This window comes from Sphingomonas hylomeconis, from assembly GCF_025370105.1.
GTDB lineage: Bacteria > Pseudomonadota > Alphaproteobacteria > Sphingomonadales > Sphingomonadaceae > Sphingomonas > Sphingomonas hylomeconis.
In genome coordinates, this window is sequence record NZ_JANQBK010000004.1 from 249,167 (window position 1) to 268,129 (window position 18,963).

An 18,963-nucleotide genomic window follows, 5' to 3' on the forward strand; every position below is an offset into this window, starting at 1 on the left:
ATGCTCGTCTATTTGCCCGGACGCTGTGCGGCTCGGTCTCGACACTTGGCATGACCGGCGCGTTGCTGCTCGGCAGCCAGCCCGCAGCGGCGCAGACCCCCAATCTGGTCAGCGCCTGCTCGGGCGTCAGCCTTCCGCCATCGGTGGTAACGGACATTATCGCACCGGTCGTGGGGGGCATCGTCACGCCCGTCGAGGGTGCGCTCAACCCGCTGCTCGGCATTCTCACGCCGCTCGACATCGATGTCACCGGCCTGCTCGCCGATGCCGCCGCGGGGCAGCCGATCACGCTGCAGGTGCTCAACGCCAACGGCACGATCGTCGGCCCGAGCGACCGGTGCGATCTGCAGGCGGACTCGTTCCAGCTCAACACCGAGGGCGGCATCGCGATCGGGGGCAATCGCATCACCGGGCTCGGCACCAACGGGCTCGAGGCGGTCGCCGGCGAACAGGGCTCGATCGCGTTCGGCAATTCGGCCACCACCGCCGCCGCGGCGGTCAATGCGGTGGCGATCGGCACCGGCGCCTCGGTAACGGCGGCGAACAGCATCGCGCTCGGCGCGGGCAGCAGCGCGGCGCGTGGCGCACAGGCCAATTATACCGCGCTCGGCATCACCGGCACGACGGGGTCGGCCGGCGAATTCTCCGTCGGCGCGGCGGGCGCGACGCGACAGATCACCAATGTCGCGGCCGGCACGGCACCGACCGACGCGGTCAACGTCGCGCAATTGACCGGCGTCGCCGCGCAGATCGGCGCGGTCTCGGCCAATGCCGTGCTCTACGACACGGCGATGCGTGACAGCATCACGCTGACCGGCCCGGCCGGCACGACGATCAGCAATCTCGCCCCCGGCACGGTCGCCGCCGGATCGACCGAGGCGGTCAACGGCGCGCAACTGTTCGCCACCAACGGCAATGTCACGACGAACACCAATGCCATCACCAACCTGACCACCAACGTGCAGAATGGCGCGGTAGGCACGGTGCAATATTCCAACCCCGCCACGCCGACCGTGCCCAATGGCGGGATCGCGACCAACGATCTGACCCTGGTCGGTGCGACGGCCGCCCCGGTCGGGCTGCACAATGTGCGTGCCGGCGTGGTCGCGGCCGGATCGACCGACGCGGTGAACGGCGCGCAACTGAGCGCGACCAACGATGCGGTCAGCATCAACACGACCAATATCGCGACGCTCAATACCAGCGTCACCAGCCTGCAGAGCGATGCGCTGCTGTATGACGGCACGCTGCAGGCCTTCAATGCCAGCCGCGGCGGCACGCCGCAGCGGATCACCAACGTGGCGGCCGGCCTGCTCGGCGCGGGCAGCCTCGATGCGGTCAATGGCGGGCAGCTGTTTGGGCTGGGCAACAGCCTGGCGCTGGCGCTCGGTGGCACGTCGGCTTACGATCCGGCCACCGGCACGGTGACCGCGGGCATCGTCTATGGCGGCACCAATTATGGCAGCGTCCAGGGCGCCGTATCCGCGATCGAGACCTCGATCGGCACCACGATCGATGCCAATACGCGCTATTTCAACGCCAATTCGGTGCGGCCGGATTCGCAGGCGCTGGGCACCGATTCCACGGCGATCGGGCCCAACGCCATCGCCAGCGCCGATGGATCGATCGCCGCCGGGCGCAACACGGTGGCGGGCAGCGCAGGATCGGTCGCGATCGGCGACGGCTCGAGCACGATCGCCGGACGCGCGGTGGCGATCGGCTTTGCCAATATCGCCTCGGGCGATGGCGCGGTGGCGATCGGCGATCCCAACATCGCGCTCGGCGACGGCGCGGTCGCGCTGGGCCGGGATAACGAGGCGACGGGCACCGGCGCGGTGGCATTGGGCGACACCAATTTCGCCACCGGCAACGGCTCCGTGTCGATCGGTCAGCTCAATCAGGCGACCGGCGACGGCACGATCGCGATCGGCGCGAACAACCTCGTCAACGGCACCGGCGCGCTCGCCTTCGGCAACCGCAACCTGGTGAACGGCAACGGCTCGCTGGCATTCGGGTCGGATATCGTGACCGGCGGGGTCAACACGCTGGCGGTCGGCAACGCCAGCGCCGCCACGGGGGATAACGCCGCGGTGTTCGGCAACGGTTCGGCCGCGAGCGGCCTGAACTCGACGGCACTTGGCACATCGTCCTTGGCCTCGGCGGATTATACGCTGGCGGTCGGCGAACGCTCGCTTGCCTCCGGCTTCGGGGCGTCCGCGCTCGGCACGCTGTCGTCGGCAACCGCCTTCGCCTCGACCGCGCTCGGCGCCGGCGCAATCGCCAATCTCGAAAACAGCGTCGCGCTGGGCAGCGCCTCCTCGACCTTGCGTGGCGGGGTCGCAAGCTACACCGCGTTCGGCCTCGCCGGCACGCAATCCTCGATCGGCGAGATCGCGGTGGCCCGTACGGCGGACTATATCGATCCGGCGACGGGCACCTTCGCACCGCTCGGCACGCGCCAGATCACCGGCGTCGGCGCCGGCAGCGAGGATACCGACGCGGTCAACGTCGCGCAGTTGCGCGGTGTCTCGAGCACCCTGGGCACGTCCTTCGTCACCAGCCTGGGCGGCGGCGCGGCGTATAACGTCACCACCGGCGCGATCACCGGGCCGACCTATGTCATCAACGGCACCAGCTACACCAATGTCGGCGATGCGCTGGCCGGGGTCAGCGGGCAGATCGGCCAGGTCGCGACGAATAGCGTGAGCTACGACAATGCCGCGCAGACCTCGGTCACCTTGGGCGGCGCCGGCGGCACGACGATCACCAACCTGGCAGCGGGCGCGGTCAACGCCACATCGACGGACGCGGTGAACGGCGCGCAGCTCAACGCCACCAATCAGGCGGTCGCCAGCAACACGACGGCGATCACCAATCTCGGCAATACGGTGAACGACCTGTCGACGACGGTCACCAACCTCGGCGATACCGTCGCCAATCTCGATGCCTCGGTGACCAATGTCAGCACCGCCGTCACCAATCTCGGCGACGATATCAACAATGGCGCGATCGGCACGGTGCAATATTCCAATCCGGACGATCCCACCACGCCCAATGGCGGGGTGCCGACCAACGACCTGACGCTGGTCGGCGCGACGGCGGCGCCGGTCGGGCTGCACAATGTCGCGGCGGGCTCGATCGCGGCCGGGTCGACCGACGCCGTCAATGGCGGCCAGGTCTTCGCGCTGGCCCAGGCGAGCGCCAATGCGGTGACCTACAATACCGACGTCAATGGCGTGCGCACCAACACGATCACGCTCGCCGGGGGCAATGCCGCCGCGCCGGTGACGATCAACAACGTGGCGGCGGGCGCGCTCAATGCCGGATCGACCGATGCGGTCAACGGCGCGCAATTGTTCGCCACCAACCAGAATGTCGCGACCGTCACCAATACCGCGAACTCCGCGCTCACACTGGCGCAGAATGCGGTGCAATACGATGCTTCGCGGACCAGCGTGACGTTCAACAATGGCGGCGCCGCGACGACGCTGCAGAATGTCGCGGCCGGCGTATCGGCAACCGATGCGGTCAATGTCAGCCAGCTCAATGCCGGCATCAACAGCGCGGTGACCCAGGCGAACAACTATACCGACAGCCGCTTCGCCGGGCTCGACTTCGATCTGCGCGAAGTGCGGCGTGACAGTCGCGCGGGCACGGCGGGCGCGCTGGCGGCGGCCGGGCTGCCCCAGGCCTATGAAGCGGGCAAGGGCATGATCGCCATTGCCGGGGGCACCTATGGCGGCCAGTCCGCCTTCGCGCTCGGCTTCTCCAAGGCGTTCAACGACGGCAGCACCGTCGTGAAGCTGAGCGGCAGCTACGACTCGCAGGGCCGCGCCGGCGCCGCGGGCGGCATCGGCTACCAGTTCTGATCTCTCCCCCTGCCGGCCCGGTGGCATGCCACCGGGCCGGTCTTTTTTTAGCCGATCAGCAGGCCGGCCAGCGCGGCCGACATCAGATTGGCGAGGCTCCCGGCGGCCAGCGCGCGCAGCCCGAGCTTGGCGATCATCGGGCGCTGATTGGGGGCAAGGCTGCCGGTCACCGCCATCTGGATCGCGATCGAACTGAAATTGGCGAAGCCGCACAGCGCGAAGGTGATCACCGCGATCGTCCGCGCCGACAAGCCGGTCTGCGTGCCGAGCGAGATGTACGCGACGAATTCGTTGAGCACGATCTTCTGCCCGAACAGGCCACCGGCGATCCCGGCCTCGCTCCACGGCACGTTGAGCAGGAACATGATCGGCGCGAACACATAGCCCAAGAGCCCCTGGAAGCTCAGCGTGGGATAGCCAAACCATGCGCCGATCCCGCCCAGCAGGCCATTCGCCAGTGCCACCAGCGCCACGAACGCCAGCACCATCGCGCCGACCGCGACGGCCAGCTTGACCCCGGTCTGCGCGCCTTGGGCCGCAGCCATGATCAGGTTGGCCGGCTTTTCCTCGTCATGCGTCGCCTGCGGCAGCGGTTCGCCCGCGCTATTGTCGGGCACGTCGCCGAGCGGCAGCTCGCCTTCCGGCGCGCCGAGGCGATCGGGCATCATGATCTTGGCCATCAGGATGCCGCCGGGCGCGGCCATGAAGCTGGCGGCGAGCAGATAATCGATGCGGATGCCCATCGAGGCATAGGCCGCCAGGATCGTCCCCGCCACGCCGGCCATGCCGCTGGTCATCACGGTGAACAATTGCGGCGGCGTGAGCCCGGCCAGATAGGGCCGGATGACGAGCGGCGATTCGCTCTGCCCGACGAAGATGTTCGCCGCCGCGCACAGCGATTCCACCTTGGACACGCCGATCACCCATTCGATCGCGCCGCCGACCCAGCGCACGATCAACTGCATGATGCCGAGGTAATAGAGGATCGAGACCAGGCTGGCGAAGAAGATGATCACCGGCAGCGCGGCGATCGCGAAGCTCTGCCCGCCGATCTCCGGCGTCGCCATCTTGCCGAACAGGAATTCGGTGCCCTTCTGCGAATAGCCGAGCAGGTTGGCGACCCCGCCCGACATCTGCCCCAGCACCATCTTGCCCGCGCTCGAATAGAGCACGAGCACGGCGATGCCGACCTGCAGCGCGAAGGCCGCGCCGACCACGCGCAGGCGGATCGCACGACGGTCGCTCGACAGCAGCACAGCGATCCCGAGAATCACCGCAATGCCCGCAACACCGATCAAGAACCTGTTCATCGAATCACTTCCCCCGGAATCCGGCCTAGCTTCACAGGATTCACGGTGATCGCGCAATAAAGTTGCGCCGTCTGCCGAACCGGTTCGCTCGGGCGCGGGTTATGGCCAAGATCACCGCGGGAGGACAGCCCTCTTTGACGGCAATGCAGCATGCCACGGCTCGGCGGAGTCGCGGTGGCGGATTGACGCGCGCCGGGGAAGCGGTAGCGTCGCGGCGATGAACCAGACGCCACCGGCCTTCCCGCGCTCGCTTTTCTTCTTCTCGATCTTCTACGGCGGCATGGTGTGCATCGCCGGGGTGCTCGGCAACAAGCAGGTCGCGCTGGGGCCGCTGTCGGCGATCGGGCCGCTGTTCGGCCTTGGGCCGCTAGCGGTGGAAGCGGGCATCTTCGCCTTCCTGCTGCTCGTCATCGTCTCCAGCGCTGTCGCCGAACTGCACGGCCCGAAAGCGGCCAACACGCTGGTGCGGATCGGGTTCGTGCCGCTGGTCGTCTCGATCCTGCTGTCGTGGATCGTGCATTTCCTGCCCGCCTCGCCCGATATGCAACCGGCGAACCGCGACGCGATCCAGCTCGTGCTCGGCGCGACATGGCGCATCTGGCTCGGCGGGATCATCGCCTACGGCATCTCGCAGACGCTGAACGTGACGATCTTCGCCGCGCTCAAAGGGCGCGAGGGCGGCCAATTGCTGTGGTTCCGCGCGGCGATCGCCAGCGTGCTCAGCCAGATCGTCGATACGTTGCTGTTCGCCACGATCGCCTTTTACGGCGTGTTCCCGATCGGCGAGCTGATCGCCGGGCAGATGCTGGCCAAGATCGCACTGTCGCTGATCCTGGTGCCGCCGCTGATCTATCTCGTCGTGGCGCTGGGGCGGCGGCTGGATCGGGCGTAATTCCGCTATCGCGCGGGTGACCAGGGAGGCTAAAGGCCCGCCATGACCAATCATGCCCCCGCCCCCGCCTTGCTCGCCAAGGCCGAAACGCTGGTCGAGGCGCTGCCCTATCTGCAGCGTTATGCCGGCGCGACCTTCGTGGTGAAATATGGCGGGCATGCGATGGGCAGCCCCGAGCTGCAGCGCGATTTCGCCGAGGATGTGGTGCTCCTCAAGGCGGTCGGCATCAACCCGGTCGTGGTCCATGGCGGCGGTCCGCAGATCGGCGCGATGCTCAAGCGCCTGGGCGTCGAATCGCGCTTTGTCGACGGCTTGCGCGTCACCGATGCGGAAACCGCGCAGATCGCCGAAATGGTGCTGGCGGGCAGCATCAACAAGGAAATCGTCGGCTGGATCGGCCAGGCCGGCGGGCGCGCGGTCGGCCTGTCGGGCAAGGATGCCGGATTCGTTACTGCCGAAAAGGTCGGGCGCAGCACGCCGGACAAGCTGCAGGGGATCGAGCGGCATGTCGATCTCGGCTTTGTCGGCGAACCGGTCGGGGTCGACCGGCGGATCATCGATACGCTGTCCGCCGCCGACATCATCCCGGTGATCGCGCCGATCGCGATCGGCGCCGATGGCCATACCTACAATATCAATGCCGACACGATGGCCGGCGCGATCGCCGCGGCGCTTGGCGCCAAGCGCTTCTTCCTGCTCACCGACGTCGCCGGCGTGCTCGACAAGCAGGGCGAACTGCTCACCGATCTCGATCCGGCGGCGATCGCCGAGCTGCGCGCCGACGGCACGATCAGCGGCGGGATGATCCCCAAGCTCGAGACCTGCGTCGCCGCGGTCGAGGCCGGGGTCGATGCCGCGGTAATTCTCGACGGCCGCGTGCCGCACGCGATGCTGCTGGAAATCTTCACCCGGCAGGGCGCGGGCACGCTGGTCCATCGCTGAGCGGCCGCACTGTTACCTGCGGGTGACGCTTTCGTGTCGTCCGCCGTCACGCGCCTGTCGCGCAGGGTTCACACCGCCCTGCTAGCCAAAGCTTCCGCACCTGCAGGAGCACGGACATGCACGCCCCACGCCACGCGCCCGATCTCAACCGCTGGATCGCCGATCTCGGCACTGCCATCGCCCGCGCCACGCAGCCCGATCCGATCACGCCCGGCACCGATTATCGCACCGGCACCGCGCTGCTCGCCTTCACCGTCGAACCCGATGGCCGTATCGCCGATATCCGCCTCGTCGGCAGTTCGGGCGACGCCGCGCTCGATCGCCGGGCGATCGCCAAGCTGCGTCGCGCCGATCCCCTCCCCGCCGGCCCCGACGGTGCGCCGCGCCGCACGCAGGTCGCCGCCGTCGGCGTCGCGGAACGCATCGTCCGTTCCGTCCGCCACCCCGAAATGACCGCCCGGCGCGCCTACGCCTGACGTTTACGGCATCCGATCGCGGCTATGCTGTTGTTCCCGGGCAGGCGCATGCGCTATCGGGGAAGCGACCATGCCTATCCGGAGACCGTAATTGATCGTCATTCTGCAGATCGTCCAGGTGCTCCTCAACGTCGTGTGGTGGATCATCGTCGTCCAGGCGATCCTGTCCTGGCTGATCGCGTTCAACGTGATCAACACGCAAAGCGACGCGGTACGCACCGTCTGGGAGGCGCTGCGACGCATCACCGAGCCCCTGTATCGCCCGATTCGCCGCATCCTGCCCGATTTCGGCGCGCTCGATCTCTCGCCGCTCGTCGTGCTGCTGATCCTCTACATCCTGATGACTATCGTCATCCCCAATCTGGCGATGGCCTTCTACACGCCCGCGCTCGCGGTCTGATGCCGGCCTGGGCGGTGCGCACGGACGGCATCGCCATTGCCGTCCGGGTCACGCCGCGCGCGTCGCGTGAAAGCCTGGCGGCGGGCACCGCCGAGCATTTCGTCGCGCGGCTGACCGCGCCGCCGGTCGAGGGCGCCGCCAATGCCGCGTTGCGGCCGCTGGTCGCCAAAACGTTCGGTGTTGCCCCCCGCGCGGTCATCATCGTCGCCGGCGATACCGCGCGGCTCAAGCGGCTGCAGATTCGCGGCGACGTCACCACGCTGGCACAGATCGCCGCGCGCCTCTATGAAGCGGCGCCATGAGCGCCCAGATCATCGATGGAAAAGCCTTTGCCGCCCGCCTGCGCGCGCGCATCGGCGAACAGGTAGTCCCCTTCCGTGCCGCCGCCGGCCGCGCGCCCGGCCTGGCCGTGGTGCTGGTCGGAGAGGATCCGGCGAGCGCCGTCTATGTTCGCTCGAAAGGCAAGGCGACACGCGCAGCGGGCATGGAGAGCTTCGAGCACCGCTTGCCCGCGGATGTCGGGCAGGACGCGCTGCTGGCGCTGATCGATACGCTCAACGCCGATCCCGCGGTCGATGGCATCCTCGTCCAGTTGCCATTGCCGGCGCAGATCGACGAACGCGCGGTGACGACGCGGATCGACCCCGACAAGGACGTCGACGGTTTCCATCCGGTCAATGCCGGGCGGCTGGCGACAGGAATCGACGGCTTCGTGCCGTGCACGCCCTATGGCTGCCTGATGCTGCTCAAGGATGTGCTGGGGGATCTGAGCGGGCTCGACGCCGTGGTGATCGGGCGGTCGAACATCGTCGGCAAGCCGATGGCGCAATTGCTGATCGGCGAAAGCTGCACCGTCACCGTGGCGCATTCGCGCACCCGCGATCTCGCCTCGGTCGTGGCGCGCGCGGATATCGTCGTGGCGGCGGTCGGCCGGCCCGAACTGGTGCGCGGCGAATGGCTCAAGCCGGGCGCCTGCGTGATCGATGTCGGCATCAACCGCACCGAGACGGGGCTGGTCGGCGATGTCGATTTCGCCGGCGCGATGAGCGTTGCCGGCGCGGTGACGCCGGTGCCGGGCGGCGTCGGGCCGATGACCATCGCCTGCCTGTTGCGCAACACGCTGCTCTCGGCGCAGCGCCGTGAAGGCCTGCCGGTCGACGAGCGCGCCTTGTGATCGAACTCTATATTTCCTCGCTGATCACCTTCTTCGTGGTGATCGATCCGCCGGGCTGCGCGCCGATCTATGCCGGGCTGACGGCGGGCGCCAGCGGGGCGCAGCGCCGCGCCATGGCGGTGCGCGCGGTGCTGGTGGCCAGCGCGATCCTCCTCGTGTTCGCGTTGTTTGGCGAGGATCTGCTGCGCGCGCTGGGCATCTCGCTGTCCAGCTTCCGCATCGCCGGCGGCATCATGCTGTTCCTCATCGCGCTGGAGATGGTGTTCGAGAAGCGCACGCAGCGCCGCGAGGACCGTGCGCAGAAGATCATCGAGACGCCCGAAGTGGAGGACGTGTCGGTCTTCCCGATGGCGATGCCGATGATCGCCGGCCCGGGTTCGATCGCCTCCGTCATGCTGCTGATGGGGCGCAATGACGGGCTCGAACGCTCGCTGGTCGTGCTCGGCGCGCTGGCCAGCATCCTGCTGCTGACGCTGCTCGCATTGCTCGCCGCGGGGCCGATCATGCGCGTGCTCGGCGCTAAGATCGAGGCCGTGATCACCCGCCTGCTGGGCGTGCTGCTCGCGGCGCTGGCGGTCCAGTTCGTGATCGACGGAATCCGCATCGCCCTGCACTGACAGCCGCCGCGGCGCGCAGGACGGCAGCGATCAGTCAATCCTGAACAACCGGAGCGGCGACTTTTTCGGCAGCGGCAGCGGGGTCAGCCAGGCCGGCACCCGGTTATGCGCCAGCTGATCGTAGAAGCCGCCCGGGTTGCGCGCGCGGTAGACGGTCGATTCCGCCATGTTCGGGCATACCAGCAGCAGCGTCGCGCCATATTTCCGGGCGGTCGCGCGGAAATTCTCGGGCGAACGTGAAAAGGCGTGCTGCACGTCGAGGATCGCATCGCCGTTGCGATGATAGGGGCCGGCAATCGCGTCGTGATGCGTGACCGTGATCAGCCGCGGCCCGAGATCGACGAAGGTGAAGACGACCTGTTTGGGCAAGCGATTAAGCGGGCGCAGCGCCGGTACCGTCATGCACCGGCCGGTTGCGAGATTGACCACCTGGACGCGCTTGGTCGGCCGGTCGATCGACAGCGCCTTCATCAGCGATCCGGAAAACAGCAGCGCCAGCGCCGCCAGCACGGCAACGCCGCCGGCCAGCTTCACGCCGATCCCGCGATGGCGCACCAGCCAGGGCAGCCCGATCCACGCCAGCGCGACGATCCCGGGCACCGCCAGCAGCTGCGCCGCCGGCCCGGCGCGCGCCTGCCACAGCAGCATCAGCGCGGCGAAGGTCGAGAACATCAGCACCGGGACCCAGCCGGTGATGCTGCCCCCGCGCCGCCCCAGCCATGTCGCGAGGCCGGCGCCGATCAGCCCGACCACCGGCAGCGCGACGATCGGGAAGGCCATGCGGAACGGATGCTTGTAGATCGGGCGCGCCTCGCGGACATTGTTGAGCCAGGCCTTGGCCAGTTCGGGCGAAACCTGTTCCGGACGGCCCAGGCATTGCGGAAACAGCAAGGCGAAGCCGGCCCCGATTACCGCCGCGGCGACCAGCGCGAGGATCAGCCGCGCCCAGCGCGTCGCCGGATCGAGCCGCGCGAGCAGGAACAGCAGCCCGCCGCCGACCACCATCGCGCTGAGCCAGACCGGCGTCAGCGCGTCGCAGCGCAGCGCCTGGTTGGCGTTGGAGGCGAACAGCACGAAGCCGATCCCGCTGCCGCCCGCCAGCGTGAGGCCATAGACGGAAAGCCGCGCGGCCTCGTCCCGATCCCACACCCAGCGCAGCGTGATGATCGCCCCGGCCATCGCGGCATAGGGCAGCAGTTCGAGCCCGATATTGAGCGATACCGCGCTCGACAGGCCGACGATCAGGCCGCCGCGCCGTTTCTCCGGATCGGCGAGCCCCGCAACGCTCAGCGCGAGCATCGCCAATTGCCAGCCGTGATGATCGATCCGGTCGGGCATGAACATCGACATCGTCGTCGCGCAGCACAGCAGCAGGACAATGGCGAGCGGCCAGGCGACGGGGCTGACCAGCCGCCGTACGGTAGCGCCCAGCCCGAGCAGCGCGATCGACAGCGGCAGCAGCGGCGCGATGCCGCACGCCAGTCGCTCGGCCTCGGCGGTGCCGACGAACGGGCGCAGCAACAGGATCAGCGCGGCGAGCGGCAGATCGACGATCCGGCTCCAGTGAATGTCGAACCCGGCCGGCGGGCTCAACCGATATTGCCGCAGATCGTACCAGCCTTGGCCGCCCAGCAGCGCGCGGACCTGCGCCAGGCGCATATTGTCGTCGGTATCGCCGAGCGACAGCAAGCGGATCATGTTCCAACGGTCCGCCATGAACCACAGCAGCAGGATCGCCCAGGTGATCAGCGTCAGGCGCAGCCAATCGCGCTCGAGCGATCCCCTCAGCCACGATCCGGTTTTCGACAAAACGTTCAAAATGCTTCCCTCGCCAGCCCCCGCGCTCTAGTGCGGCGCGCACAAAGGGCAAGGCGCACGTGACCGCGATCATCAGACAGTTCGAAACGATGCGCGCGAGCGGTGTGCTCGGGCAGCTGATCCGCTTCGGCTTTACCGGGGTGGCGGTGACGCTGTTCTATTCGGCGGTCTATTGGCCGCTCGCCACGTTCGTGATGAACCCGAACCTCGCCGTCGTCATCGCCTTCGTGCTGGCGACGATCGTCGGGCGGTTCGCGCACGGCGCGGTCAGCTTCCGCGGCCACGGCACGCGCGACAAGCGCACCGCGCACCGCTTTCTGATCGTCCAGTTCCTCGGGCTGATGCTCAACCAGGGTTTTACCTGGCTGCTCGTCACCGGCCCGTTCTTTCATGGCGCCACCTGGTGGCCGCTGGTGCCGGCGGTGTTCGTCGTGCCCCTGGTCACCTTTGGCCTGCAACGCAATTGGGTATTCCGCTGATGGCCAGTCTCTGATGGACCGCATCGTCTACGACCGCATGGCGGCGCATGATTCGACGCATTGGTGGTATCGCGCGCGGCGCGACATCCTCGCCGACTATCTGACCCGCGAAGCCGCGCTGCCGGCCGCGGCACGCATCCTGGAGATCGGCTGCGGCACCGGGCACAATTTGCCGATGCTGGCGAGCTTCGGCGCGGTCGATGCGATCGAGATCGATCCCGCCGCGCGCGATATCGCCGCGCTGCGGCTCGGCCGCGACGTCGGCGATGCGCCGCTCCCGATCCTGCCCGGCGTGGAGCGCGGCGCCTATGATCTGATCGCGGTGCTCGACGTGGTCGAGCATATCGAGGACGATGTCGCCGCGCTCGAAGCGATGGCGACCTGCCTCAAGCCCGGCGGCAAGATCCTGATCACCGTGCCCGCGCATCCATGGCTGTGGAGCGCGCACGACGTCGTCAACCACCACCACCGCCGCTATTCGAAGAAGAGCCTGGCCACAGCGATCCGCCAGGCCGGGCTGGAGCCCCGCAAGCTCGGCTATTTCAATTCGCTGCTGTTCCCGCTGGCCGCCGCCGCGCGCATCGCCGGCCGGCTGACCGGACGTGACGACAGCGACGATTCGCCGCCGCCAAAGCCGGTCAACGCGCTGTTCGAACGGATCTTCCGGCTCGAGCGGCATCTGGTCGGGCGCGTGCCGATGACGCCCGGCGTGTCGATCATCACGCTGGCGGTGCCGAAGGCCTGACGGGCGCCCGCCATTGCCGTCATCCTGACGAAAGTCAGGATCCATCGTGCCGCACATCCGATCGAGCATGGGGCACGATGGATCCTGAATCGCGTTCAGGATGACGAGCGTGCGGCTAGGATGCCTTCACTCCGACCGCGTCGGTACCGAACCCGCAGCCGACTCCGCCACCAGCGCCTCCACCGGCCCCGGCGCCACGCTCGCCTCGCGCGGCTCGGCGCGATAGCCGAGCGTCGCGCTGCCCTGCACCGGCCCGGCGATATCGGACACCAGATAGAGCGGCCGGCGCTTCGATTCGACGTACAGCCGCCCGAGATATTCGCCGATCATGCCGAGCACGAACATCTGCACCGCGCCCAGGAACACGGTGACCAGCATGGTCGAGGTCCAGCCCTGCACCGCGCTGCCCGACAGCCAGCCGATCGCGATATAGACGAACAGCAACAGCGACACGCCGGTCAGCGCCAGCCCGGCATGGCTGGCGAAGCGGAGCGGCGCGGTCGAAAAACCGGTCACCGCATCGAACGCCAGCCGGACCATCTTGCCGAGCGGGTAATTGGTCTCGCCGGCATGGCGCTCGGCCCGGTCATAGGCGAACGGCACCTGGCGGAAGCCGATCCACGCCACCATCCCGCGGATGAACCGGGCCTGCTCGGGCAGGCTCAGGAACGCATCCAGCGCACGCCGGCTCATCAGCCGGAAATCGCCGGTATCGAGCGGGATCGGCGTATCGGTCAGCCGGTCGAGCATGCGGTAGAAGATCGCCGCGGTGATCTTCTTGAACACGGTTTCGCCCTCGCGCTTGCGGCGCACCGCATAGACCACGTCGGCATCCTGCGCCGCCATCGTCGCGCGCATTTCGGCGAGCAGTTCGGGCGGATCCTGCAGATCGGCATCGATGATCAGGATCTGCGCGCCGGCGCACAGGTCGAGCCCGGCGGTCAGCGCCAGCTGGTGGCCATGGTTGCGCGACAGGTTGATCGCCACGAGCCGCGGATCGGCGGCGGCGAGCCGCTGCATCGCCGGCCAGCTGTCGTCCTTCGATCCGTCGTTGACCATGACGATCTCGTAATCGTCCCCCACCGCCGCGCGCGCCGCACCGGTGATGCGCGCGTGCAGGATGTCGAGGCAGGCGGCCTCGTTATAGCAGGGAACGACGACGGAGAGCGCGGGACGGTTCATGCCGCCGCCATATCGCGCGGCGGCGGTCACGTCACGCCTTGACCGCCGCCCGCGCCCGTTCCTCGACCAGCCGTTCCAGGATCGTCAGCGGCACCGCGCCGTCGCGCAGCACTTCGTGGAACTGCTTCACGTCGTATTTCTCGCCCATGATCTTCTTGGCGTTGTCGCGCGCGCGCAGCCAGCTGATATGGCCGAGCTTGTAGCTGCACGCCTGGCCCGGCATCGTGCAATAGCGCTCGATCTCGCGCTGCGACCGGCCACGCGCGAAGCCCACCGTGGCGACGAAATAATCGGTCGCCTGTTCGCGCGTCCAGCGCTTGGTATGGATGCCCGTATCGGCGACCAGCCGCGCGGCGCGGAACAGGAAGCTCTGCAGATAGCCGGCGCGCTCGATCGGCCCGGCATAGCCGCCCAGTTCGTCGGCCAGCTGCTCGGCATAGAGCGCCCAGCCCTCGACATAGGCGCCGAAGAAACTGAACTTGCGCAACAGCGGCGTTTTCAGCGCGGCGACCAGGCTCAGCTGCAGGTGATGCCCGGGCACGCCTTCGTGATAGGTCAGCGACGGCAGCGTATATTTCGGCCAGTCGCCCACGCTCTTCAGATTGATCCAGTAGATCGCCGGGCGCGATCCATCCAGCGCGGCCAGGTTGTAATAGCCGTTCGAGGCGCCATCCTGGATCTCGGCCGGCACCGCACGGATTTCGAGCGGCGCGTTGGGCGGATCGATGAACATCTGCGGCAATTTCGCCTGCATCGCGGCAACGCCCTGGTTCAGCCCGGCGATCAGCTCGGCGCGTCCCGCCGCGCTGTCGGCATAGAGCTGCGCGGGCTGCTTGTTGAGCGCGGTCAGCCGTTCGCCGACGCTGCCCTGCGTCAGCCCCTGGCTCCTGAGGATCGTATCAAGCTGCGCGGTCAGCTGCGCGACCTGCTCGAGCCCGATCTTGTGCACCTCGTCGGGGGTGAAATCGGTCGTCGTCGCGGCGGCCAGCGCGGCGGCGTAGATCTCCTCGCCCTGCGGCAGCCGCCACAGCCCGGCCTTGTCGCTCGCCGTGCTGCGCAATTGCTTGATCAGCGCGATCTGCCGGTCGAGCGCGGGATAGACCTTGGCCGAGACGATCTCGGTCGCGCGCCTGGCCCAATCGCCCTTGATCCCGAGCGCCGCGGTGCGCGTCGCGACCGAGCTGACCAGCCCGCTCTCGGCCGGCGCCGGGCTGCGCAAGGCGGCCATCTGCCCGAGTGCCAGATCGAGCGAGAAATCGGGCGCCAGGATGCCCCGCGCCGCCTCGCTGCGCTGCACGTCGCTGTCCTGGTCGAGCGCCGTGGCGAACGCGGCGAGGCGCGACAGATAGGCCTCGGCATCCGCCGCGGTCTTGATCGTATGCTGCGAATTGATGAAATCGGGCACGTCGAAATAGGCGCCCTGCTGCTGCGTGATCGTATAGGGGCGCACGGCCGAGCCGAGGCCGAACTTGTCCGGGCCGACCGTGCCGCTGTTGAGCGAATAGAGCACCACTTCGCGGTTGAGCTTGCCGGCGTGCGACAGCGTCTCGGGCTTCACCGCCTCGATCCGCGCGATCGATTTCTTGGTCCGCGCCAGATCTTCCGTCCGCGCCTTGAGCGAACGGTCGTCGAGCCGCGCCTTGAGCGGCGCCAGCGCGCCCTTGTCGAGCCCCAGGCCGGTCGCGCCTTCGGGCGATTCAAGCAGCCCTTCATCGAAGATCTTGATGAACAGCGCATCGAGCGCGGCATCGCCGGCGGTCGCCGTGGCGGCCAGCGCGCGCGCGGGCAGCAGCGACAGCGCGGTCGCCGCGGTGGTTGAGGCGAGGAAGCTACGACGATCCACGAGAAGGCCTTTCCGAAACGGGTGTTGAGTCAGACTAACACACCCGCCCGGCGCGGCAAGCGGTCAAACCCGCTCGACGTCGTTTACGGCGTCCGCGGCGCGCAGCGCGGCGATCACCCGCACGAGATGCTGCACGTCGTGCACCTCGACGTCGATCGTGTTGGTGTGGAAGCCGGCATCGCGGTTATCGAGCCTGAGATTGACGATATTGGCCTTTTGCGCGCCGATGATCGTCGCGATCGTGCCCAGCGCGCCCGGCTCGTTCTTGACCTCGACCGAAATCCGCCCGACCGCGCCCTCGGTCTTCTCGCCCCAGGACAGATCGACCCAATCGGCATCGTCCGCCGCGGCGAGCACCGGGCAGTCGATCGTGTGCACCTCGATCCCGGCATCGGGCCGGCGCAGCCCGACGATGCGGTCGCCCGGCACCGGGTGGCAGCATTCCGCCAGGTCGAACGCCACGCCCGGCGTCAGGCCGCGGATCGAGATCGCGCTGGATTGCGGCGGCAGCGCGCGCAGCGCTTCGGCGCCGGCCGAGCCGGGCATCAGCGCCTCCATCACCTGCGCATCGGTGATCCGGCGCCGCGCGATCGCCTCCATCAGCGCGGCCTCGTCGGCGATTTTGAGCCGCTGCAGCGCCGCGCCCTGCGCATCGGCGGCCATCGTCGCCGGCAGCCGCTGCACGATCTCGTCATAGATCTTGCGGCCCAGCGCCTGCGTCTCGTCGCGCTCCTTCTGGCGCAGATGGCGGCGGATCGCGGCGAGCGCCTTGCCGGTGATCGCGAAGTTGAGCCAGGCCGGTTGCGGCTCCTGCGCCCGCGAGCGCAGGATCTGCACCTGATCGCCATTGTCGATCGGCGTGCGCAACTGCACCACGCGGCCGTTGATCTTGGCGCCGACTGCCTGGTCGCCGAGATCGGTATGCACGGCATAGGCGAAGTCGATCGGCGTCGCGCCCTTGGGCAGCTGGATCAGCTCGCCCTTGGGCGTGAAGGCGAAGATGCGATCGGCGTACATCGCCATCTTGGTATGTTCGAGCAGCTCTTCCGGGCTTTCCGCAGTGTCGAGGATCTCGACCAGATCGCGAATCCAGCTGACCTGCGTCTCCGGCTTGACCTTGTCCTGCTTGTACGCCCAGTGCGCGGCGAGCCCCAATTCGGCCTCTTCGTGCATGTCCTCGGTGCGGATCTGGATCTCGACGCGCGTATTGTCGGCATGGATCACCGAGGTGTGCAGCGAGCGATAGCCGTTGCGCTTGGGGGTCGAGATATAGTCCTTGAACCGCCCCGGCACCATCGGCCAGCGCCGGTGGATATGGCCCAGGGCGATGTAGCAATCCTCCTCGGTCGGCACGATCGCGCGGAACGCCATGATGTCGGAAAGCTGCTCGAAGCTGATATGGCGCTCCTGCATCTTCTTCCAGATCGAGTAAGGATGCTTCTCGCGCCCCGATATGTCGGCATCCACGCCGTGGCGGGAGAGCAGCAGCTTCAATCCCGAGCCGATCTTGGCGATGCGGTCCCCGCCACCGCCGGTCTTCAACTGCTCGAGCCGCCGCGTGATCGATTCATACGCTTCGGGTTCGAGTTGCGCGAAGGCGAGCGTCTGCATCTCCTTCATGAACTCGTACATCCCGATCCGCTCGGCGAGCGGCGCGTAGATATCCATCGTCTCCTTGGCGATGCGGCGCCGCTTCTCCGGTTTGGCGATGTGATGCAGCGTGCGCATATTGTGCAGCCGGTCGGCCAGCTTGACCAGCAGCACGCGGATGTCGCCCGACATGGCGAGCAGGAACTTGCGCAGATTCTCTGCCGCGCGCTCGTTCTCGGTCTGCGCTTCGATGCGGCTGAGCTTGGTCACGCCGTCGACCAGTCTCGCGACATTGGCGCCGAAGGTATGCTCGATCTGCTCGATCGTCGCGACGGTATCCTCGACCGTGTCGTGCAGGATGGCCGTGGCGATCGTCTCGTCGTCGAGATGCAGCTCGGTCAGGATGCCGGCCACCTCGATCGGATGGCTGAAATAGGGGTCGCCCGAGGCGCGCTTCTGCGTGCCATGGGCATTGACCGAAAACACATAGGCGCGGTTGAGCAACGCCTCATTGGCGTTGGGATCGTAGCTCAGGACGCGATCGACGAGTTCATACTGGCGCAGCACGCGACCCAAATGGGGCCGCGTGCTGCTGCTTTGCAACAGAAGTTTGCGTTTATTTGGCGCGCGTGTTGCACTTGGCGAGTGCCGCCTCGTCAAACGCCGCGCCATTGGCGGTGAACGCGCTCAGCGTGCCGACCCGCTTGACCACCTGTTCGCAGACGATCGCATCGCGCGACGTGGCCTTTGCTGCAGTGCACACACCACCGTCGCACTTCCACATCATGCTGCCGGCGATCAGGCTCGGCTTGGCCGGCGCGGCGACCGGCGTGGCGTTGTAATAGCCGGCACTCGCGGCAGACGCGAACAGGCCGGAAGCCGCAAGAGCGGTGACAAAAGCGATCGAACGAGTCATGGGGAGGTCCTCCTGATGTTGCGCAGCACAATAGGTTGCTAAACGCCACTTAGTGCATTAGGGGATAAGTTGCAACTGAAAACTTATAAGTCGTTGCCTCGCCGTTCGATATTGAGATAGGTTGCGTAGATTATGGGCGATAAATTACGCGAACCCCTGCGCGATCTGGCCGAATGCAGCCTGCCGGCCGCACTCGAGGCGATGGGTGAGCGCTGGTCGTTCCTGATCCTGCGCGCCGCGTTCAACGGCCTGCACCATTTCGAGGAATATCAGTCCGAACTGGGCATTGCGCGCAACATCCTGGCCAATCGCCTGTCGCGGCTGGTCGAACATGGCATCCTCAAGCGCGACGCGCTGCCCGCGGATCGCCGCAAGATCGAATATCGCCTGACCGAAAAGGGCGAGGCGCTGCTGCCGACCATGCTCGCGCTGCGCCAATGGGGCGAGCGCTGGGAAACCGGCATGCCCTCCACCCCGGTGCTGGTCGACAATCGCGACGGGCGCGCGATCCGGCCGATCACGGTCCATGCCTGGGATGGCCGGCCGCTGAGCAAGAACGAACTGCATTGGGCGCTGCCCGAAGACGTGGTGCAGGACGCACCGGCCGACGCGTCGACCTGATATCCGCGGCGCCGCAGCGACGGCGCAGACGCCCGGCCGACGCCGCCCGATCGGACCGGTGCGGCGCCGGCCTGATATGGATCAATATG

Annotated in this window: 17 protein-coding genes; 11 read left to right on the forward strand and 6 right to left on the reverse strand. The window is 67.6% G+C overall.

Features of this window, described 5'->3' with window-relative positions:
- Positions 1 to 50: 50 nt before the first annotated feature.
- Entirely contained in the window at positions 51 to 3,869 is a 3,819-nt protein-coding gene (locus NV401_RS07740) for a YadA-like family protein (protein WP_261293821.1), read from the forward strand.
- Positions 3,870 to 3,916: 47 nt separating this feature from the next.
- Here the strand turns inward: NV401_RS07740 and NV401_RS07745 are convergent, their stop codons facing one another.
- Positions 3,917 to 5,179, reverse strand: a complete 1,263-nt coding sequence (locus NV401_RS07745; protein WP_261293822.1) for a NupC/NupG family nucleoside CNT transporter — start codon at positions 5,177 to 5,179, stop codon at positions 3,917 to 3,919.
- 217 nt (positions 5,180 to 5,396) lie between these two features.
- Here NV401_RS07745 and NV401_RS07750 point away from each other — a divergent pair, with 217 nt between their 5' ends.
- The 7 genes from NV401_RS07750 to NV401_RS07780 all read left to right on the forward strand — a co-directional run bounded on the left by NV401_RS07750 (position 5,397) and on the right by NV401_RS07780 (position 9,680).
- On the forward strand, positions 5,397 to 6,071 hold the full coding sequence (locus tag NV401_RS07750; RefSeq protein ID WP_261293823.1) for a queuosine precursor transporter: 675 nt from the start codon (positions 5,397 to 5,399) through the stop codon (positions 6,069 to 6,071).
- 42 nt (positions 6,072 to 6,113) lie between these two features.
- On the forward strand, positions 6,114 to 7,013 hold the full coding sequence (argB, locus tag NV401_RS07755) for an acetylglutamate kinase (RefSeq protein WP_261293824.1): 900 nt from the start codon (positions 6,114 to 6,116) through the stop codon (positions 7,011 to 7,013).
- A gap of 116 nt (positions 7,014 to 7,129) precedes the next feature.
- Entirely contained in the window at positions 7,130 to 7,489 is a 360-nt protein-coding gene (locus tag NV401_RS07760; RefSeq protein ID WP_261293825.1) for an energy transducer TonB, read from the forward strand.
- Positions 7,490 to 7,580: 91 nt separating this feature from the next.
- Positions 7,581 to 7,889, forward strand: coding sequence for a YggT family protein (locus tag NV401_RS07765; protein ID WP_261293826.1), 309 nt, complete (start codon positions 7,581 to 7,583; stop codon positions 7,887 to 7,889).
- Positions 7,889 to 8,191, forward strand: coding sequence for a DUF167 domain-containing protein (locus tag NV401_RS07770; RefSeq protein ID WP_261293827.1), 303 nt, complete (start codon positions 7,889 to 7,891; stop codon positions 8,189 to 8,191). Before NV401_RS07765 ends, NV401_RS07770 begins: the two co-directional genes overlap by 1 nt.
- Complete coding sequence (gene folD, locus NV401_RS07775; RefSeq protein WP_261293828.1) at positions 8,188 to 9,063, forward strand: bifunctional methylenetetrahydrofolate dehydrogenase/methenyltetrahydrofolate cyclohydrolase FolD; 876 nt, start codon at positions 8,188 to 8,190, stop codon at positions 9,061 to 9,063. Before NV401_RS07770 ends, folD begins: the two co-directional genes overlap by 4 nt.
- The gene (locus tag NV401_RS07780) at positions 9,060 to 9,680 is read left to right on the forward strand and encodes a MarC family protein (RefSeq protein ID WP_261293829.1); all 621 of its coding nucleotides are present in this window, start codon (positions 9,060 to 9,062) and stop codon (positions 9,678 to 9,680) included. The genes folD and NV401_RS07780 overlap by 4 nt, the downstream gene beginning before the upstream one ends.
- Positions 9,681 to 9,710: 30 nt before the next feature.
- On the opposite strand, the gene NV401_RS07785 is transcribed toward NV401_RS07780, so the two are convergent.
- A complete protein-coding gene (locus NV401_RS07785) occupies positions 9,711 to 11,498 on the reverse strand; it encodes an AcrB/AcrD/AcrF family protein (RefSeq protein ID WP_261293830.1) in 1,788 nt (595 codons plus the stop codon).
- 59 nt (positions 11,499 to 11,557) lie between these two features.
- Between NV401_RS07785 and NV401_RS07790 the strand changes: the two genes are divergently transcribed.
- Together NV401_RS07790 and NV401_RS07795 are read left to right on the forward strand one after the other, a co-directional pair.
- On the forward strand, positions 11,558 to 11,977 hold the full coding sequence (locus NV401_RS07790) for a GtrA family protein (protein ID WP_261293831.1): 420 nt from the start codon (positions 11,558 to 11,560) through the stop codon (positions 11,975 to 11,977).
- 13 nt (positions 11,978 to 11,990) lie between these two features.
- Entirely contained in the window at positions 11,991 to 12,722 is a 732-nt protein-coding gene (locus NV401_RS07795) for a class I SAM-dependent methyltransferase (protein WP_261293832.1), read from the forward strand.
- A gap of 126 nt (positions 12,723 to 12,848) precedes the next feature.
- Here NV401_RS07795 and NV401_RS07800 read toward each other — a convergent pair whose 3' ends face one another.
- From NV401_RS07800 to NV401_RS07815, 4 genes are all read right to left on the reverse strand, one after another.
- Positions 12,849 to 13,904 carry a glycosyltransferase family 2 protein gene (locus tag NV401_RS07800; protein WP_261293833.1) on the reverse strand — a complete coding sequence of 352 codons (1,056 nt, stop codon included), beginning with the start codon at positions 13,902 to 13,904 and terminating at the stop codon, positions 12,849 to 12,851.
- Positions 13,905 to 13,935: 31 nt separating this feature from the next.
- Positions 13,936 to 15,747 carry a DUF885 domain-containing protein gene (locus NV401_RS07805; RefSeq protein WP_261293834.1) on the reverse strand — a complete coding sequence of 604 codons (1,812 nt, stop codon included), beginning with the start codon at positions 15,745 to 15,747 and terminating at the stop codon, positions 13,936 to 13,938.
- Between the two features lie 63 nt (positions 15,748 to 15,810).
- Positions 15,811 to 17,904, reverse strand: a complete 2,094-nt coding sequence (locus NV401_RS07810; RefSeq protein WP_261293835.1) for a RelA/SpoT family protein — start codon at positions 17,902 to 17,904, stop codon at positions 15,811 to 15,813.
- A gap of 49 nt (positions 17,905 to 17,953) precedes the next feature.
- Positions 17,954 to 18,253: a CC_3452 family protein gene (locus NV401_RS07815; RefSeq protein WP_261293836.1), complete on the reverse strand. Its 300-nt coding sequence runs from the start codon at positions 18,251 to 18,253 to the stop codon at positions 17,954 to 17,956.
- Positions 18,254 to 18,385: 132 nt separating this feature from the next.
- Here NV401_RS07815 and NV401_RS07820 point away from each other — a divergent pair, with 132 nt between their 5' ends.
- Positions 18,386 to 18,874 carry a winged helix-turn-helix transcriptional regulator gene (locus NV401_RS07820; RefSeq protein WP_261293837.1) on the forward strand — a complete coding sequence of 163 codons (489 nt, stop codon included), beginning with the start codon at positions 18,386 to 18,388 and terminating at the stop codon, positions 18,872 to 18,874.
- The last annotated feature ends 89 nt before the right edge of the window (positions 18,875 to 18,963 follow it).

Excerpts from the sequence above, each read along its gene's own strand:
- NV401_RS07795 (WP_261293832.1), top strand. The coding sequence starts at position 11,991 with ATGGACCGCATCGTCTACGACCGCATGGCGGCGCATGATTCGACGCAT.
- folD (WP_261293828.1), top strand. The coding sequence starts at position 8,188 with ATGAGCGCCCAGATCATCGATGGAAAAGCCTTTGCCGCCCGCCTGCGC.
- NV401_RS07820 (WP_261293837.1), top strand. The coding sequence starts at position 18,386 with ATGGGCGATAAATTACGCGAACCCCTGCGCGATCTGGCCGAATGCAGC.
- NV401_RS07800 (WP_261293833.1), bottom strand. The coding sequence starts at position 13,904 with ATGAACCGTCCCGCGCTCTCCGTCGTCGTTCCCTGCTATAACGAGGCC.
- NV401_RS07745 (WP_261293822.1), bottom strand. The coding sequence starts at position 5,179 with ATGAACAGGTTCTTGATCGGTGTTGCGGGCATTGCGGTGATTCTCGGG.
- NV401_RS07770 (WP_261293827.1), top strand. The coding sequence starts at position 7,889 with ATGCCGGCCTGGGCGGTGCGCACGGACGGCATCGCCATTGCCGTCCGG.
- NV401_RS07740 (WP_261293821.1), top strand. The coding sequence starts at position 51 with ATGACCGGCGCGTTGCTGCTCGGCAGCCAGCCCGCAGCGGCGCAGACC.
- NV401_RS07750 (WP_261293823.1), top strand. The coding sequence starts at position 5,397 with ATGAACCAGACGCCACCGGCCTTCCCGCGCTCGCTTTTCTTCTTCTCG.
- NV401_RS07815 (WP_261293836.1), bottom strand. The coding sequence starts at position 18,253 with ATGACTCGTTCGATCGCTTTTGTCACCGCTCTTGCGGCTTCCGGCCTG.
- argB (WP_261293824.1), top strand. The coding sequence starts at position 6,114 with ATGACCAATCATGCCCCCGCCCCCGCCTTGCTCGCCAAGGCCGAAACG.
- NV401_RS07760 (WP_261293825.1), top strand. The coding sequence starts at position 7,130 with ATGCACGCCCCACGCCACGCGCCCGATCTCAACCGCTGGATCGCCGAT.